The following is a 15,975-nucleotide window of genomic DNA, read 5'->3' on the forward strand; positions in this document are numbered from 1 at the left end:
AACCCTCCCGGAGGCTGCATGACCCTGGCGACCGCGCCCACCATCCTGATCGTGCCCGGCTTGCGCGATCACGTCGAAGACCATTGGCAGACGCATCTGCAACGACGCCTGCCGAACGCACGGTCCGTCGCGCCGCTTGAAGCCGACAAGCTGAGCCGCGCCGCGCGCGTCGCGGCACTCGATGCGGCGCTCGCCGCGATCGACGGCCCCGTGATTCTGGTCGCGCACAGCGCGGGCGTGATGATCACGGTGCACTGGGCACGGCAGGCCACGCGCAAGATCCACGGCGCGCTGCTCGCGGCGCCGGCCGATCTCGATACGCCGATGCCCGCCGGTTATCCGGCGCCCGACGCGATCGCCGCGAACGGCTGGACGCCGGTACCGACCGGGCGGCTGCCGTTTCCGAGCGTCGTGGCCGCGAGCCGCAACGATCCGCTCGCGCGCTTCGAACGCGTCGAAGTGCTGGCGGCCGGGTGGGGCAGCAAGCTCGTCGATCTCGGCGAGGTGGGGCACCTGAACCCGGCGTCCGGGTACGGCGAGTGGCGGGATGCGGAGCGGCTGATCGGGGAGGTGATCGCGCTCGGTGCGGCCTGAGCGCCATCGGCAACGCGCCGCGCATGAATTCCCTGCCGGCGCGTCAATGTGAACCGATTCCATTTGAGCGGCCAGCGACATACGACGTCCTAACACGCCACGTGCCCGTCGCCGTGTCGCACCGCGAAATCGTTCAATCTACAAATCCTCGGGAAACGGAAGGTCTCTGTTAGGGAAATTCCCGCCCCGCGTCAGTCGGTTTTTTGTTGACCGACATCGTATAACGCCGTCATGATTTCCTGAAAAGAAAGGTCCCATCCACCGACCGAAGTGAGGAGACATGAACGCCACCCCGATCGCTCGCCGTGTCCGCCGGATCGCACTCGCGCTGGGTTTCACGCTGTCGGCCGCGGCAGCCGTTGCCGCACCCGTATCGCTGAACGTCGTCGACGTCGCGGGCAACCTGCAGCTCACGCAGAAGGCCATCGAGGCGTTCAAGGAGAAAAACCCGAATCTCGTCGCGAACGTCACGTTCACGAACGCGCCCGCGCCGCAGCTGCCGGGCAAGATCAAGGCGATGCAGGCGGCGGGGCGCGCCGACATCGATCTCGTGCTGACCGGCACCGACGCGCTGGCCGCCGGCATCGAGCAGAACCTGTGGCTGAAGCTGCTGCCCGACAACGCGGGCGCGTTCCCCGGCGTGCTCGACCGGTACGCGCCCGGCCCGCGCAAGATGCAGGATGTCGCGCAGGGCTTCGGCCTCGAAGTGACCTACATGCCGGCCGGCCCGCTGCTCGAATACAACCCGGCGAAGGTCGGCGACCCGCCGAAGACGCCCGAACAGCTGCTCGCGTGGTGCAAGGCGCATCCGAACAAGCTGATCTACGCGCGCCCGGCGAACTCGGGCCCCGGCCGCACGTTCCTGATGGGGCTGCCGTACGTGCTGGGCGACAAGAACCCGCAGGATCCGATCAACGGCTGGGACAAGACCTGGGCGTTCCTGAAGCAGCTCAACGACTGCGTGCCGTACTACCCGGGCGGCACGTCGGCCGTGATGAAGGAGCTCGGCGAAGGCACGCGCGACATGACCGTGACCGTCACCGGCTGGGACCTCAACCCGCGCGCGCTCGGCATCGTGCCGGCCGACTTCCGGATCCAGGCGTTCGACAACATGACGTGGGTCAACGACGCGCACTACATGGTGATTCCGAAGGGCGTGGCGAAGGACAAGCTCGGCGTGCTGTTCAAGCTGATGAACTTCCTGCTCGAACCGGCGCAGCAGGCGATGACCTACGACGACGGCTACTTCTATCCGGGCCCGGCGGTGAAGGGCGTGACGCTCGAGATGGCGCCCGCGCACAGCCACGAAGTGATCAGGAAGTTCGGCCGCCCCGAGTACGCGAAGCTGCTCGCGGAGCGTCCGCACGTGCAGCCGCTCAACGCGCAGGCGATGGTCGCCGCGTTCCAGAAGTGGGACCGCGAGATCGGGTCGCAGAAGTCGAAATGACGGATGAACCCGCGGGCGCCGCGGCGCCCGCGCCGACGGAGTTCGCGTAATGAAGCACAGTTTCGAACGGTTGCGGCTCGACGGCGTGTGCCGCAGCTTCACCAATGCGGAGGGCGCGCAGGTCGCAGCACTGAACGGGCTCGATCTCGACATCCGGCGCGGCGAGTTCGTCGCGCTGCTCGGCCCGTCGGGCTGCGGCAAGTCGACCGCGCTGAACTGCATCGCCGGGCTGCAGCCGCTCACGAGCGGCGGCATCTGGCTCGACGACACGCGCATCGACGTGCTGCCGCCCGAGCGCCGCGGCTTCGGCATGGTGTTCCAGAACTACGCGCTGTTTCCGCACATGTCGGTGCTCGAGAACGTCGGCTTCGGGCTGAAGATGCGCGGCGTGCCGAAGCAGGAAACGCGGCGGCGCGCGCAGCAGGCGCTCGAACTCGTGCAGCTCGTCGGCCACGAGGGCAAGCTGCCCGGGCAGCTGTCGGGCGGGCAGCAGCAGCGCGTCGCGATCGCGCGCGCGATCGTCATCGAGCCGCCGCTGGTGCTGATGGACGAGCCGCTGTCGAACCTCGACACCAAGCTGCGCATCGAGATGCGCGCCGAGATCCGCCGCATCCACACGCAACTCGAACGCGCGACGATCTACGTGACGCACGACCAGGACGAGGCGCTGTCGATGGCCGACCGGATCGTCGTGATGAAGGAGGGCGTCGTGCAGCAGGTCGCGTCGCCGAAGGACGTGTACACGCGCCCGCACAACCTGCACGTCGCGCGCTTCATGGGCTATCGCAACGTGCTGCCGTTCACGCTCGAAGGCATGGCCGGCGATTACGTGAACGTCGCCGCCGCCGGCGTGCGCGTCACCGGCGTGCCGATGGCCGGCTTCGACGGCAGGGACGTCGTGGTCGCGCTGCGCCCCGACGACGTCGAGCGCGCGGACGAAGGCGCCGACAACGCCTTCGACGCGACAGTCGAAACGGTCGAATACGGCGGCCGCGACTCGCTCATTCGCGCGATCACGCCGTTCGGCCCGATCTGGGCGCGCATCGCCGGCGAATTCGCGCAGGGCGAACGGCTGCGGCTGCGCGTGAGCCCGGCGCGCACGCTCGTCTATGCGGGAGACGCGCGATGAACGGCCGCGGCGCCGCATGCGCGGCAGCGCGCCCCCGGGAGGCCAGCATGAAAACCATCCCCCATCGCCGCCGGACGCACATTCCTGCGCAACGGAATGCTTCTGTCGGGCACTGTCGAAACAGCACCTGCAAAGGCAGGGCCGCATGAGCACGCTCGCGACCGGCGGCGCGGTGCGCGACGCGAAGGCGTGGCTCGTCACGCCCGCGCTCGCGTTCATCGTCGCGCTGTTCATCTATCCGTTCGCGTACGGCCTCGTGCTGTCGTTCCAGCCGACGAACGGCGGCGGCGTGCTCGCGAACTACGTGCAGTTCTTCACCGACACCGCGATGTGGCCGACCGTGCTCGTCACGCTGAAGCTCGCGGTGCCGGCGACGCTGATCAACGTCGGCATTGCGGTGCCCGTCGCGTTCGCGCTGCGCCGCAACTCGCCGTACCAGAAGTTCGTCACGACGCTGCTCGTGATTCCCGTCACGCTCGGCACGGTGCTCGTCGCCGACGGGATGCTCACGTACTTCGGCCCGAACGGCTGGTTCCCGCAGGCGCTGCAGGGGCTGCACCTGTACACCGACGAGGTACGTCTCACGCACAACTACTGGGGCGTGCTGCTGTCGCTGATCGTGTCGGGCTTTCCGTTCGCGTTCCTGCTGATGCTGTCGTACATCAGCGGCATCGACCCGACGCTCGCGCGCGCCGCGGCCACGCTCGGCGCGAACCCGTGGCAGCAGTTCCGGCGGATCTACCTGCCGCTGCTCGTGCCGGGGCTCACGATGGCCGCGTGCCTGTCGTTCGTGCAGGCGTTCTCGGTGTTCCCGTCGGCCGTGCTGCTCGGCGCGCCGGCCGGGCCGACGCGAGTGATCTCGATCGCGGCCGCCGAAGCCGCGTTCGAGAGCTACGACTATTCGCTCGCGTCGGCGATCGCGATCGTGATGGGCTTCGTGCAGCTGCTGGTGGTCGCGTCGATGCTCGGCGCGCGCCGCTTCTTCTATACCGGTCCGGTCACGGGAGGCAAGGGCTGATGGCGACCGACAATCATGCCGCGCCGGCGTGGCCCCCGAAGCACAGCCCGCCCGGCGCGCAGCCGGTCAACGCGATGAAGCCGCGCAAACTGCGCGGCAGCCTCGCCGGCCGAGCATGGAAGGCGCTCGTGTGGGCGCTGATGGCGTTCTTCCTGCTGAACGTGATGCTGCTGATCGCGACCGTCGCGGTGAACTCGGTCGCGACGCGCTGGTTCGGCACGCCGCTGCCGCAGGGCTTCACGCTGCACTGGTATGCCAAGGCGTGGGAAGACTTCCAGCTCGCGAGCGTGCTGTGGGTGACGGTCGAAGTGGTCGGCGCGGTGGTGCTGCTGTCGGTCGCGCTCGGCGTGCCGGCCGCCTATGCGCTCGCGCGCGTGCAGTTTCGCGGCAAGCGCTTCGCGCTGCTGGTGTTCCTGCTGCCGCTGATGGTGCCGCCCGTCACGTACGGGATCCCGATGGCGACCGTGATGTACAAGGTCGGGCTCGCGGGCACGCTGCCGGGCGTGATCCTCGCGAACCTCGTGCCGGCGCTGCCGTTCGTGATCCTCGTGATGACGCCGTTCATCGAGCAGATCGATCCGAATCTCGAAGCCGCCGCGCGCATCTTCGGCGCGAACACGTGGCGCTATTTCCGCTACGTGCTGCTGCCGCTGCTGGTGCCCGGCATGCTCGCGGCAGGGCTGCTCGTGCTGGTGCGCACGATCGGGATGTTCGAGCTGACCTTCTTCACCGCGGGCCCGAGCACGCAGACGCTCGTCGTCGCGCTGTATTACGCGGTGTTCTCGACCGGCGTGCGCGCGCCGCAGTCGATCGACGCGATGGCGATGATCTACATGGCCATCACGCTCGTGTGGGTCGTGATCGCACTGCAGTTCGTGAGCCCGACGCAGCTCGTGAGTCGCGTGAAGCAGGAGCGGCAATAGGCGTCCACGTGCGGTGGCGTAACGTGACTCAACGCGAAGGACGGCGGCGCAGCGATGCAGGCGGTCCGTCGATGCTTGCGCGCGTCATCCGTGCAATTGGTTACAAATGGATACCGCGAACCGTGCACGGACGTTGCAGACTACGCAGCGTACCGGCCCGGCGATACGTTCGCTCGCATCGCCGCATACCGCCCGACGTTCACCCGATTCGCGGAGTTCCATGAAGTTTCCCACGCTGCTCACGCTCGGCTGTGCGGCCACGCTGCTTGCCGCCTGCAACCTGATCCACGACGGCCCCGGATCGAGCGACGTCGATGCCGCGGTGCGCCGCGCGCTCGAAGCGGAAAACCACGGCGGCCTGAACGCGCTGTTCGGCCAGCCGCTGCCCGTGTCGGCCGACGTGATCTCCGCGAAACCCGACGGCGACTGCAGGAAGGTCGGCGAACGGACCTACACGTGCGACGTCGTGGTCACGTGGCGCAACCACGATTACGCGCCGTCGCGCGCGAACCTGACCTTCGTCAAGGCCGCCGACGGTTCGTGGCAGACCTCGGGCGTCGACGCGGCCATCGCGACCGGCGCCGCCAAATCGCTGATCGACAGGATCGGCAAGGCGTGGCCGGGCAACGCGGCGAGCGGCGCATCCGCGCCGCAGTGACGCGGCCGGCGACGGGCTTCGTCGCGCTTTCTTCAGAGGACGCTCCCGGCGAGCGGAGCCGTACCGTTCTCCACGGACCGCTGGCGGACTGCGCGAACGGCCCGGCGGGTGCCGCGACCGCGGCGGCGCCCCATCTTGTTCGACCTGCGCTCGAGCCCGAATTAGCGGAGAAAAGGGGCGCAAACGCGACCGGGTATCGGTCGAACCCATCCTCGGTATGCGGATCGGTATATAGGGAAAACCCTTAATTCGAGCTATAATCACGGCCTAGAAGAAAGGTCGAACCATGCCCGAACGTCTCCAATCCCTTGAAAAATTTGTGTTTTCCCTGGTCGTGATGTCCGCGGTCTTCTGCTCCGCGTTCCTCGCGTACGAGCGTCACCCCGAAATCAAGATCGCGCTGCACGAAGGCGAAGCGCTGATGCGCGAAAGCGCCAAGTATTCGGTCATCTGCTCGCCGTCCAAGGTCGATCCTTGCGTCGAGATGTCCGCTTACTGATCGATCTTCGCGTCGAGGCTCGCGCGCCGGTCGGCGCGCGGCAGCGAACGGCGTCCTGGGCACCGTTTCATCAGTTTCGGACTCGCCCTACAGATTTGGCGGCCTGAATTCCTTGAAGTAGCGCCCATCAGGAATTCGGAAACCGGCCGCAAGACAGGGCGGATGCACGAACCCGTAACGTGCCGAGTCGCTGGCGTAAGCAGCCCCCGTTCCGTCGGCCCCGCCTCGAGCAATCGAGCGGGGCCGCTCCATTTGCGCGGGCCATTTGCACGGTCCATCTGCGCGCCCCATTTACACGGCCCTGACTGCACGCCCCGAATTCGCGCGGTCCGCAGGTTCGGTCCGCAGCGACCGGCGTCACACCACCTGCCGAGGTTCGCCGCGCGCAAACGCGGCAACGTTGTCGACGAGCTGGTCGGCGAGTGCCCGCATCGCCTCGTCGCTCGCCCACGCGACATGCGGCGTCAGGATGAACGCCGGATGCGACAGGATCGCGTGGAACGGATGCGCGGCCGGCAGCGGCTCCTGCGTGACCACGTCGAAGCCGGCGCCCGAAATCTGCCCCGACTGCAGCGCGTCGACGAGTGCACCTTCATCCACGAGCCCGCCGCGCGCGGTGTTGATCAGCAGCGGCCGGCGCGCCATCCGCGCGAACGCGGCCGCGTCGATCAGGCCGCGGGTCGCCGGCGTGAGCGGGCAGTGCAGCGTGATCACGTCGCTGTCGCGCAGCAGCGTGTCGAGCGGCACATGCCCGGCGCCCCGCGCAGCGCCGTGCGCGGCGAACAGCACGCGCATGCCGAGCGCGCGGGCGATGCCGGCCACCGCACGGCCGAGCACGCCGTCGCCGACGATCCCGAGCGTCGCGCCGGCCAGGTCGCGGATCGGATGATCGAAGAAGCAGAACTGTCCGCTGTCGAGCCAGCGCCCCGCGCGCACCGCGTCGCGATACGCGACGAGGCTGCGCCGCAGCGCGAAGATCAGCGCGAACGTGTGCTCGGGCACCGTGCGCACCGCATACCCGCGGATGTTGCTGACGACGATGCCGCGCGCGGCGCACGCATCGAGATCGACGATGTCGGTACCCGTCGCGGCGATCGCGATCATTTTCAGGTGCGGCGCACGGTCGAGCGCCGTCGCGTCGAGCCGGACCTTGTTGGTCACGACGATGTCCGCGTCGCCGATACGCGCGGCCACTTCGTCCGTTGTCGTCCGTTCGAAGGTCCGCAGCGCGTGCGGAAACGGAAACGGCTTCAGCACGGTCTGCGGCGACAGTGTCGCGCGGTCGAGAAACACGATCTGCGCGGGAGAGGAACTGGAAAACATGGCGGGCCTCGCTGACGGGCGCCCGGCGGGCGCGCAACGGCAACGATTCTGCCAACGGCGCACGCGATCGGGCTTGCGCATTGCGCGAGCGCGCTTTCCCGCGCGGAAAAGGTCGGTGTCATCCGTGCAAGGCCGGCCCGACGCCTTCCGGTTCGCTGTTCCGTCGCACGGGCCGCTGTGGCGGCGCCCCGTCGTGCTGCAGCAGGCGATGGCGCACGCGGGCGCCGCTGGGACGATGCGTGCGCGGCGCTCGACGAAGCCGCCGTGCTGGCCCGCGAAATGAGCCACGCGCCCCTTTCCGTCCGGGAAAGGCTGGTTGAGCATCGATCGATTTTCGCCGGATGCGAACGCCGTCAAGATGGCCGTCATCGACAACACGATTTTCAGGAGACAGTCATGACGCGCCCCCTGGACGGTATCCGCGTGCTGGAACTCGGCCAACTGATCGCCGGGCCGTTCGCGGGCCGGATGCTCGCCGAATTCGGCGCGGACGTGATCAAGGTGGAGCCGCCGGGCGTCGGCGACCCGCTGCGCAAATGGCGGCTGCTGCACGACGGCACGTCGGTCTGGTGGGCCGCGCAGTCGCGCAACAAGCGCTCGCTCGCGCTCGACCTGCGCACGCCCGAAGGGCAGGACGTCGTGCGCCGCCTCGTCGCCGGGACCGACGTGCTGATCGAGAACTTCCGGCCCGGCACGCTGGAAGGCTGGGGGCTCGACTGGGAGACGCTGTCCGCGATCAACCCGCGGCTCGTGATGCTGCGCGTATCGGGCTTCGGCCAGACCGGCCCGTATCGCGACCGGCCCGGCTTCGGCGTGATCGCCGAAGCGATGGGCGGCCTGCGCCACCTGACCGGCGAGCCCGGCCGCACGCCGGTGCGCGTCGGCGTGTCGCTCGGCGATTCGCTGTCGGCGCTGCACGGCGTGATCGGCATCCTGCTCGCGCTGCGCCATCGCGAACAGCAGGGCGGCAAGGGGCAGGTCGTCGACGTCGCGCTGTACGAATCCGTCTTCAACATGATGGAAAGCCTGCTGCCCGAATACTCGGCGTTCGGCGCGGTGCGCGAGCCGGCCGGCAGCAGCCTGCCGGGCATCGCGCCGACCAACGCGTACCGCTGCCGCGACGGCAGGTACGCGCTGATCGCCGGCAACGGCGACAGCATCTTCCGGCGCCTGATGGCGTTGATTGGGCGCCCCGATCTCGGCGACGATCCCGCGCTCGCGCACAACGACGGGCGCGTCGCGCAGGTCGCGCGCATCGACGCGGCGATCGGCGAATGGAGCGCGCGGCACGATCTCGACGACGTGCTCGCCGCGCTGCACGACGCACGCATCCCGTCCGGGCGCATCTACGACGTCGCGGACATCGCGGCCGATCCGCATTACCGCGCACGCGACATGATCGTCGACGCCGCGCTGCCCGACGGCACGCCCGTGCTCGTGCCGGGCATCGTGCCGAAACTCGGCGCGACGCCGGGATGCATCGAGCGTCCGGCGCCCGCGCTCGGCGCCGATACCGACGCGGTGCTCGAATCGATCGGCATCGATGCCGCGACGCGCGACGACTGGCGCACGCGCGGCGTGATCTGAAGCGACCAACCTGCCACCGGGACGACGACATGAACCAGCCCCATCCCCAACGACTTTATATTCAAGAAGTCGCGACACGCGACGGTTTCCAGAATGAAGCGGCGTTCGTCGACACCGACGACAAGATCGCGCTCGTCGACGCGTTGAGCGCGTGCGGCTACGCGAAGATCGAGGTCACGTCGTTCACGTCGCCGAAGGCGATCCCGGCGCTGCGCGACGCGGAGGCCGTGATGCACGGCATCGTGCGCGCGCCGGGCGTCGTCTATACGGTGCTCGTGCCGAACGTGCGCGGCGCGGAACGCGCGCTGTCGTGCGGCGTCGACGAGGTGAACCTCGTGATGTCGACGAGCGAGAGCCACAACCGCACGAACCTGCGGATGACCCGCGAGCAGTCGTTCGCGCAACTGCGCGACGTGATCGACGCGGTGCGCGGCACGGGCGTCGCGCTCAACGTGTCGCTGTCGACCGCGATGGGCTGCCCGATGGAAGGCGACGTGCGCGCGGAAACCGTGCTCGCGTGGATGCAGCGCTTCGCGGATCTCGGCGTGCACGGCTTCACGCTGTGCGACACGACCGGCATGGCGTATCCGTCCCAGGTGCGCGATCTGGCCGAACGCGCGCGCGAACGCTTCGGCGCGCTGCAGCTCACGCTGCACTTTCACAACACGCGCGGGATGGCGCTCGCGAACACGCTCGCCGCGCTCGACGCCGGCATCGACCGCTTCGACGCATCGCTCGGCGGCCTCGGCGGCTGTCCGTACGCGCCGGGCGCGACCGGCAACGCGTGCACCGAGGAACTCGTGCACATGCTCGCGCTCGACGGCTACGATACGGGCGTCGACTTGGCGGGCGTACTCGCCGCGGCCGCGCGGCTGCCCGCGCTGATCGGGCATGACGTGCCGAGCCAGATCCTGAAGGCCGGGCGCCGCTCGGACCTGCATCCGCCGCCGCGCGCCGAAGCCGGCCACATGCCGGCGCAGCGGGCTTTCTCGTAACCGAACCGGAGCGAATCACATGGCACTGATTGACCACCTCGACCACCTCGTGCTGACTTGCGTCGATCCGGAGCGGACGAAGCATTTCTATACCGAAGTGCTGCAGATGCAGCTCGAAACCTTCGGCGCGGGCCGGCTCGCGTTCCGCTTCGGCAACCAGAAGATCAACCTGCACGTGCGCGGCGCGGAGTTCGATCCGAAGGCGCACGTGCCGGTGCCCGGCGCGCTCGACCTGTGCTTCATCGCGTCGGTGCCGCTCGACGACGTGATCGCGCATCTGCACCGCGTCGAATGGCCGATCGTCGAAGGGCCCGTCGAGCGCACCGGTGCGACGCAGAAGATCCGGTCGGTGTACGTGCGCGACCCGGACCTGAACCTGATCGAGATCTCCGAGCTGATCTGAGTTGCGTTGAATTGAATTGCACGGGCGCGCGCGGCGGTCATGCCGAGCTGTCGTGCGGCGTGGGCGCAGCATCGCGTCCGTTCTGCCGGTTCCGCATGCGCCGGCGCGATGCGCCCGCCACGCAGCAATCCGCCGCCGAAAGCGGACAGGCGCGTACCGCACCCGCCGATTCCGGATAGGCGCGCCGCGTTGTACTGCGGATAATGGCGTGCATCGGCGCCGGTCCGTCCGCCGCCTTCGCAGCGGGCGCGACGCGCGTCCCGCGGATCCGCAATCCGACCCACGCACATTCCGAATGACGATCCTCTATCGCGGCATGGACCGCGCGGCGCTCGACGCCGCTTACCTGAACACGAAGGCCATTCCCGACTTCCCCGCGGTACTCGCGTCCTGCCAGGCACGCAGTGCCGCGCTTTACGCCGCGACGCCCGCGCAGCGCGACCTGCGTTACGGGTCGCGCCCCGCGCAGCGCTTCGACTGGCTGCGCTGCGGCCGGCCCGGCGCGCCGCTGTTCGTGTTCATTCACGGCGGCTACTGGCAGCACTGCGCGAAGGAAGATTTCGCGTACGCGGCCGCCGGGCCGCTCGCACGCGGGTTCGATGTCGTGCTCGCCGAATACACGCTCGCACCGGCTGCATCGATGACCGACATCGTCGGCGAGATCGGCGCGCTGCTCGACCATCTCGCGGCCGATCCCGATCGCATCGGCACCGGCGGCCGGCCGATCCACCTGAGCGGCCACTCGGCAGGCGGTCACCTGAGCGCCGTGTATCGCGCGCATCCGGCGGTCGTGTCGGCGCTTGCGATCAGCCCGCTCGTCGATCTCGAGCCGATCTCGCTGTGCGTGCTCGGCGAGAAGCTTCGACTCACCGCGCAGGAAATCGCCGCCTACAGCCCGCTGCGTCATGTCGGCCCCGGTGCGCCGACCGTCGTCGCGGTCGGCGCGGCCGAGTTGCCGGAGCTCGTGCGCCATGCACATGAATACGCGCACGCATGCGAGGCGGCCGGCGAACCGGTTGCGCGCGCGTGGCTGCCGGGCATGCAGCACTTCACGGTACTCGACGATCTCGCGCGACCGGACAGCGCGATGCTCGCCGCACTGCAGGCGATCGCGCCGCGCTGAGCGCGCCGTCCTGCATCGTTTCGCGCGCTTTCGCCGCGTGCATGGCCGGGCGTATGATCGGCATCAAGCCGGTCGGGCGCTCGCATGCGCCGCATGGCACACCTCAGGATCTTCGTCATGGTGAACCCGCTTCATTTCGATCTGCAGTCGCTGCGCGTGTTCGCGCTCGTCGCCGAGCACGGCAGCCTGACCAAGGCGGCCGAACACGGTCAGCTCACGTTGTCCGCGGTCAGCAAGCGGATCGCCGAACTCGAGAGCGTGACCGGCAGCGCGCTGTTCGTCCGGCATGCGCGCGGCGTCGAGCTGACGCCCGCGGGCCGCGCACTGCTCGAACATGCGGCGAAGGTGAACGAGCAGGTGAACCGGATGGCGCACGAGATGAGCGATTACGTCGCCGGCGTGCGCGGCCACATTCACGTGTGGACCAATACGTCGGCGATCGTCCAGTTCCTGCCGGCCGATCTCGCCGCGTTCCTGACCGACAACCCGGGCATCAAGGTCAGTCTCGAGGAGAGGCTGAGTCACGAGATCGTCGATGCGCTCGGGTCCGGCAAGGCCGATCTCGGCGTGTTCGCGGACAACGTGCCGGCGCCCGGCATCGAACGCCGGCTGTACCGGCGCGACGAGCTCGTGCTGCTCGTGCCGCGCGGGCATCGCTTCGCCGCGCGCGACAGCATCCGCTTCGCGGAGACGCTCGATGAAGACTACGTCGGCCTGAGCGACGGCAGTTCGCTGCTCGCGCGGATGACCGACGCCGCGTTCGCGGCCGAGCGCTCGCTGAAGCTGCGCATCCAGGTATCGAATTTCGACGGCGTGAGCCGGATGATCGAGGCCGGGCTCGGGATCGGCGTGCTGCCGCGCGATGCGGTGACGGGCGAGCGCGCGGCGCGGCTCGGCGTCGTGACGCTCGACGACGCGTGGGCGACGCGCACGCTGTGGGTCGGCGTGAAGGCCGGCACCGTGCTGACCACGGACATCGCGAAGCTGTTCGATTTCATGTCGGCGCGCTGAATGCGAGGAATGCGCGACCTGCGTTCAACGCGCGCCAGGCGCGACGCACCGGGCACGCATGCCCCGTGCCGCATACCGTGTCATACCGGGTTGATGTCGTCCTGGCTGCGCCGCGTGGTCAGCGGCCCGAGCATGCGCAGCGTGACCGCGACGATGCCGAGCGCGACCGAGATCACGCCGAACATCGCTCCGGCGCCGTGCTCGGCCAGCACCGGCAGCAGCACGAACGGCAGCGCGCCGCTGACGATGCGCGACAGCGAGTAGGTGCTGCCGATCGCGGTCGAACGCACGCGCGCCGGGAAGATCTCCGCCTGATACACGTGATACGCGTTGCTGAACACGTTCGACGCGCAGGTCGTCAGGAACCCGAAACAGACGATCAGCGCCGTGTTGCCCGAATACGCGAAGCACAGCCCGAACGCGGCGATCGACAGGATCGACACGATCACGAGCGTGCGGCGCTCGATCCAGTTCAGCAGCGGAATCGACAGCAGCGAGCCGATCGGATAACCGATGAACGACAGTGCGATGAACAGCGTGCTGTCGGTGACGTCGAACCCGCGGCTCTTGACGACCGTGCTCGCGAGCGTGCCGAAGCCGTAATAGCCGAAGCCCTGGAACAGGTGGAACACCGCGAGCATCAGGTAGCGCGCGCCGTAGGGCCGGCGGCGCAGCAGCGCGATGCGCTCGCCGACGCGCAGCGGCCGCTGCGGTTCGGCCGATGCCGCGAACTGGTCGGGCACGCGCACGCCGGCGCTGTCCGCGAAGCGCCGTGCAGCGGCATGCGCCTCCGCAGCGCGGCCCTGCGCGAGCAGCCAGCGCGGGCTTTCCGGCAGACGATGCTGGACCAGCAGCACGTACACGGCGCCGAGGCTGCCGATCGCGAGGATGATGCGCCAGCCGGCCACGCCCGCGACGTGCAGCGGATTCAGCCACAGCGCGAGGAAGCCGACCAGCGGCACGGCGACGTACGAAGTCGTATAGGCCCATGCGGCAAGCCGTCCGCGCTTGTCCTTCGGCAGGATTTCGGACAGGAAGCTGTCGGCGACCGGGTAGATCGCGCCGACGCCGATGCCCGTGAGAAAGCGGCATGCGACGAGCATGTCGGCGTTCACCGAGAACGCGCCGATCAGCGAGAACGCGCTGTACCAGACGAGCGTCATCAGGAACGCCTTGCGCCGGCCGATGCGGTCGGCGAGGCTGCCGAGACACAGCGCGCCGACGAACATTCCGATGAATGCCGACGCGAGCAACAGCTTGAAATCGGCGCTTTGCCGGCTGAGCCCGTATTCGTGCTGCAGCGCGGAGCCGATCGTGCTGACGAGGAAGATCTCGTACATGTCGAAGAACAGCCCGATGCCGATCACCCAGACGACGAACCGGTGCAGCGCACCGACCGGCAAGTCGTCCATGAATTCGCCGAGCGTGATGCCGCGGGCGGGCAGGGCCGTCGCATCGGCGCCGGCCCGGGCCGCGGACGATGCGGCGGACGCGGGGCCGCCCGCGGTGCCGCCAAGGTCGAGGGATTGGCTGTTCATCGTGTCTCCTGATTATCGATTTGCCGTGGCGCGATGCCCGGCCGTTCGCGGCTATTCGCGGCCGGCATCACGGGCCCGGTCGCGCGACGCGGCGCACGTGCCCGCAAGGCCGGCGAAAGGCCGGATGCGCGGGATCGCGCCGATCGTCCGAAACATGGTCGGCGAATTTGCGCGACGCGATAATTGCGGATGCTTCAAGCATCCTTTCCCGCGCAGAAAGGCCGGGAAACGCCCGCGGGGCGGACGTCGGACGGAAGGCGAGCCGAGGCGAGAGGGTCAGGGCAGGGAAAACGATAGGCCGCGCTGCGCGGATTCGGCGGCCGGTGACGGTGATGGCGTACCGCACGGTTCGGTATCCTCGGTCAATCCGCCGGCGCCGCGCGACGGAAAGGCAGAGCGACGCCGCGGGACCTTGCATTCGTCAGCGTTCATCGATCGCTGCGACGCACCGAATGTGCAGCGCCGCCGCTCGTCTGCCCATCCGGCTCATGGCGACGCGCACGGATCGGACCGTTCATCCGTCGCCGCCGCGCCGGCATCGGTGCCGGTCCCGACCCCGACGTCGGCCCGTTCATGCCGCACCGTCTCCGACGCAACCGCCTGCAGCTTCACCGCCAGCTCCGGCGCGATGCCGAGCTGCGCGGCTGCTTGCTCCCGCGCGCCCAGGGTGCGCACGTCGACGCCGGCGATCTGCTGGAACAGCACGAGCGCGCTGAGGTAAGCGCCCGTCACGCCCGGATGCTGATAGTCGAGCCGCGAGATCGGCGGGTCGTTGTGCGCGCGCATGCCGTACCACAGCAGCGGGGCGCCCGACGGCGCATACGGATCGGGATCGGCGACGCCCGCCGTCCATGCGCGCTGCCATGCGCGGCCGACCGGCGCGACGGCCACGATCGACGGATCGGTGCGGCGGGCGAGTTCGAATGCATCGCGATACGCGGCGACGAGTTCGGCGAGACGCTCGACGTAGCGCGCGTGAAAGCCGGCGCTGCCCGGCTCGCCCGCCAGCGCCTTCGCGAGATCGGCGCCCGGCCAGGTTTCGTACAGATAGACGCGCGCTTGCGGTGCGGCAGCGCGAATGCCGCGCGCGATCTTCGCGACGCTCGCGCAGAAGGCGGCCGGATCGCTGGCACGGCTATGCGTGAGCACGAACGGCAGCGGCTTCGCGCTCAACTCCTGCAGCACGACCGCGTCCCAGACAGGCCGGTCGATCACGTCCGATGCAACGCGGTCGTGTTTGGCGAGACTCGTCGCCGACATCGCTTCGAGATGGACGTCATAGTCGAGCCCGGCTTCGACGGCAAACCGCGCGAAGATGCCCGGAATCCCGCCCCACGGGCCCGGCTCGCGTTCCGCGCGGGCGCCGGTCTGCCCGAAGTTCTCGTCGATCACCCGCGCCGCGGTCGCGGCCGCGGGCTGGCGGGCGGCATGCATCGCGCCGTACGAACGCACGGGCGTGTAACGGCCATGCGTGAGGCTGTCGCCGACGAACAGGATGCGTTGCGGCGTGCGGATTGCGGGCGCCGGCAACCCGGGCGGCGACACGGCCGACGAGCCGGCCATCGCCGGCCCGGCGACCAGCCACGCGACGACGCACGCCGACGCGCAACGCATGACGACGCAACGCATGACGACGCAACGCAACGCGGGCACGGCAGGCAAGTCGGTCATCTCGAAGTTCCGCAAGGACGCGTGGCCGAAGTATTTCACGAAGCGGCGCGACCGCG

Annotated in this window: 15 protein-coding genes; 12 read left to right on the forward strand and 3 right to left on the reverse strand. The window is 69.0% G+C overall.

From position 1 onward, the window contains the following. The first annotated feature begins 18 nt into the window (after window positions 1-18). The 7 genes from NQV17_RS17645 to NQV17_RS17675 all read left to right on the forward strand — a co-directional run bounded on the left by NQV17_RS17645 (window position 19) and on the right by NQV17_RS17675 (window position 6,268). On the forward strand, window positions 19-594 hold the full coding sequence (locus NQV17_RS17645; RefSeq protein WP_257773215.1) for an alpha/beta hydrolase: 576 nt from the start codon (window positions 19-21) through the stop codon (window positions 592-594). Window positions 595-874: 280 nt separating this feature from the next. Then, window positions 875-2,041: an ABC transporter substrate-binding protein gene (locus tag NQV17_RS17650; protein WP_257773216.1), complete on the forward strand. Its 1,167-nt coding sequence runs from the start codon at window positions 875-877 to the stop codon at window positions 2,039-2,041. A 49-nt stretch (window positions 2,042-2,090) separates the two neighbouring features. Further along, a complete protein-coding gene (locus tag NQV17_RS17655) occupies window positions 2,091-3,170 on the forward strand; it encodes an ABC transporter ATP-binding protein (protein WP_257773217.1) in 1,080 nt (359 codons plus the stop codon). A 145-nt stretch (window positions 3,171-3,315) separates the two neighbouring features. Next, the gene (locus NQV17_RS17660; RefSeq protein WP_257773218.1) at window positions 3,316-4,188 is read left to right on the forward strand and encodes an ABC transporter permease; all 873 of its coding nucleotides are present in this window, start codon (window positions 3,316-3,318) and stop codon (window positions 4,186-4,188) included. Continuing rightward, entirely contained in the window at window positions 4,188-5,111 is a 924-nt protein-coding gene (locus NQV17_RS17665; protein WP_257773219.1) for an ABC transporter permease, read from the forward strand. The genes NQV17_RS17660 and NQV17_RS17665 overlap by 1 nt, the downstream gene beginning before the upstream one ends. 220 nt (window positions 5,112-5,331) lie before the next feature. Further along, window positions 5,332-5,769, forward strand: a complete 438-nt coding sequence (locus NQV17_RS17670) for a hypothetical protein (protein ID WP_257773220.1) — start codon at window positions 5,332-5,334, stop codon at window positions 5,767-5,769. Between the two features lie 286 nt (window positions 5,770-6,055). Continuing rightward, a complete protein-coding gene (locus tag NQV17_RS17675; protein ID WP_044843526.1) occupies window positions 6,056-6,268 on the forward strand; it encodes a hypothetical protein in 213 nt (70 codons plus the stop codon). 357 nt (window positions 6,269-6,625) lie between these two features. Here NQV17_RS17675 and NQV17_RS17680 read toward each other — a convergent pair whose 3' ends face one another. Further along, the gene (locus tag NQV17_RS17680; protein ID WP_257773221.1) at window positions 6,626-7,591 is read right to left on the reverse strand and encodes a D-2-hydroxyacid dehydrogenase; all 966 of its coding nucleotides are present in this window, start codon (window positions 7,589-7,591) and stop codon (window positions 6,626-6,628) included. 396 nt (window positions 7,592-7,987) lie between these two features. Between NQV17_RS17680 and NQV17_RS17685 the strand changes: the two genes are divergently transcribed. The 5 genes from NQV17_RS17685 to NQV17_RS17705 all read left to right on the forward strand — a co-directional run bounded on the left by NQV17_RS17685 (window position 7,988) and on the right by NQV17_RS17705 (window position 12,710). Beyond that, window positions 7,988-9,178 carry a CaiB/BaiF CoA-transferase family protein gene (locus tag NQV17_RS17685; RefSeq protein WP_257773222.1) on the forward strand — a complete coding sequence of 397 codons (1,191 nt, stop codon included), beginning with the start codon at window positions 7,988-7,990 and terminating at the stop codon, window positions 9,176-9,178. Between the two features lie 29 nt (window positions 9,179-9,207). Then, a complete protein-coding gene (locus tag NQV17_RS17690; RefSeq protein ID WP_257773223.1) occupies window positions 9,208-10,173 on the forward strand; it encodes a hydroxymethylglutaryl-CoA lyase in 966 nt (321 codons plus the stop codon). Between the two features lie 19 nt (window positions 10,174-10,192). Continuing rightward, window positions 10,193-10,576, forward strand: coding sequence for a VOC family protein (locus NQV17_RS17695; protein WP_257773224.1), 384 nt, complete (start codon window positions 10,193-10,195; stop codon window positions 10,574-10,576). 295 nt (window positions 10,577-10,871) lie between these two features. Beyond that, a complete protein-coding gene (locus NQV17_RS17700) occupies window positions 10,872-11,699 on the forward strand; it encodes an alpha/beta hydrolase (RefSeq protein WP_257773225.1) in 828 nt (275 codons plus the stop codon). A gap of 117 nt (window positions 11,700-11,816) precedes the next feature. Next, window positions 11,817-12,710, forward strand: a complete 894-nt coding sequence (locus tag NQV17_RS17705; RefSeq protein WP_257773226.1) for a LysR family transcriptional regulator — start codon at window positions 11,817-11,819, stop codon at window positions 12,708-12,710. Window positions 12,711-12,790: 80 nt separating this feature from the next. Here the strand turns inward: NQV17_RS17705 and NQV17_RS17710 are convergent, their stop codons facing one another. Then, on the reverse strand, window positions 12,791-14,248 hold the full coding sequence (locus NQV17_RS17710) for an MFS transporter (RefSeq protein ID WP_257773227.1): 1,458 nt from the start codon (window positions 14,246-14,248) through the stop codon (window positions 12,791-12,793). 486 nt (window positions 14,249-14,734) lie between these two features. After that, window positions 14,735-15,919 (reverse strand): hypothetical protein, encoded by a 1,185-nt coding sequence (locus tag NQV17_RS17715; RefSeq protein WP_257773228.1) that lies wholly within the window; start codon window positions 15,917-15,919, stop codon window positions 14,735-14,737. Between the last annotated feature and the right edge of the window lie 56 nt (window positions 15,920-15,975).

This window comes from Burkholderia sp. SCN-KJ, assembly GCF_024656005.1.
Lineage (GTDB): Bacteria > Pseudomonadota > Gammaproteobacteria > Burkholderiales > Burkholderiaceae > Burkholderia.

Bases quoted from the DNA above. Each gene is read 5' to 3' on its own strand.
- NQV17_RS17700 (WP_257773225.1), top strand. From the start codon at position 10,872: ATGACGATCCTCTATCGCGGCATGGACCGCGCGGCGCTCGACGCCGCT.
- NQV17_RS17685 (WP_257773222.1), top strand. From the start codon at position 7,988: ATGACGCGCCCCCTGGACGGTATCCGCGTGCTGGAACTCGGCCAACTG.
- NQV17_RS17650 (WP_257773216.1), top strand. From the start codon at position 875: ATGAACGCCACCCCGATCGCTCGCCGTGTCCGCCGGATCGCACTCGCG.
- NQV17_RS17660 (WP_257773218.1), top strand. From the start codon at position 3,316: ATGAGCACGCTCGCGACCGGCGGCGCGGTGCGCGACGCGAAGGCGTGG.
- NQV17_RS17680 (WP_257773221.1), bottom strand. From the start codon at position 7,591: ATGTTTTCCAGTTCCTCTCCCGCGCAGATCGTGTTTCTCGACCGCGCG.
- NQV17_RS17690 (WP_257773223.1), top strand. From the start codon at position 9,208: ATGAACCAGCCCCATCCCCAACGACTTTATATTCAAGAAGTCGCGACA.
- NQV17_RS17675 (WP_044843526.1), top strand. From the start codon at position 6,056: ATGCCCGAACGTCTCCAATCCCTTGAAAAATTTGTGTTTTCCCTGGTC.
- NQV17_RS17655 (WP_257773217.1), top strand. From the start codon at position 2,091: ATGAAGCACAGTTTCGAACGGTTGCGGCTCGACGGCGTGTGCCGCAGC.
- NQV17_RS17715 (WP_257773228.1), bottom strand. From the start codon at position 15,919: ATGACCGACTTGCCTGCCGTGCCCGCGTTGCGTTGCGTCGTCATGCGT.
- NQV17_RS17710 (WP_257773227.1), bottom strand. From the start codon at position 14,248: ATGAACAGCCAATCCCTCGACCTTGGCGGCACCGCGGGCGGCCCCGCG.
- NQV17_RS17695 (WP_257773224.1), top strand. From the start codon at position 10,193: ATGGCACTGATTGACCACCTCGACCACCTCGTGCTGACTTGCGTCGAT.
- NQV17_RS17670 (WP_257773220.1), top strand. From the start codon at position 5,332: ATGAAGTTTCCCACGCTGCTCACGCTCGGCTGTGCGGCCACGCTGCTT.
- NQV17_RS17665 (WP_257773219.1), top strand. From the start codon at position 4,188: ATGGCGACCGACAATCATGCCGCGCCGGCGTGGCCCCCGAAGCACAGC.
- NQV17_RS17645 (WP_257773215.1), top strand. From the start codon at position 19: ATGACCCTGGCGACCGCGCCCACCATCCTGATCGTGCCCGGCTTGCGC.
- NQV17_RS17705 (WP_257773226.1), top strand. From the start codon at position 11,817: ATGGTGAACCCGCTTCATTTCGATCTGCAGTCGCTGCGCGTGTTCGCG.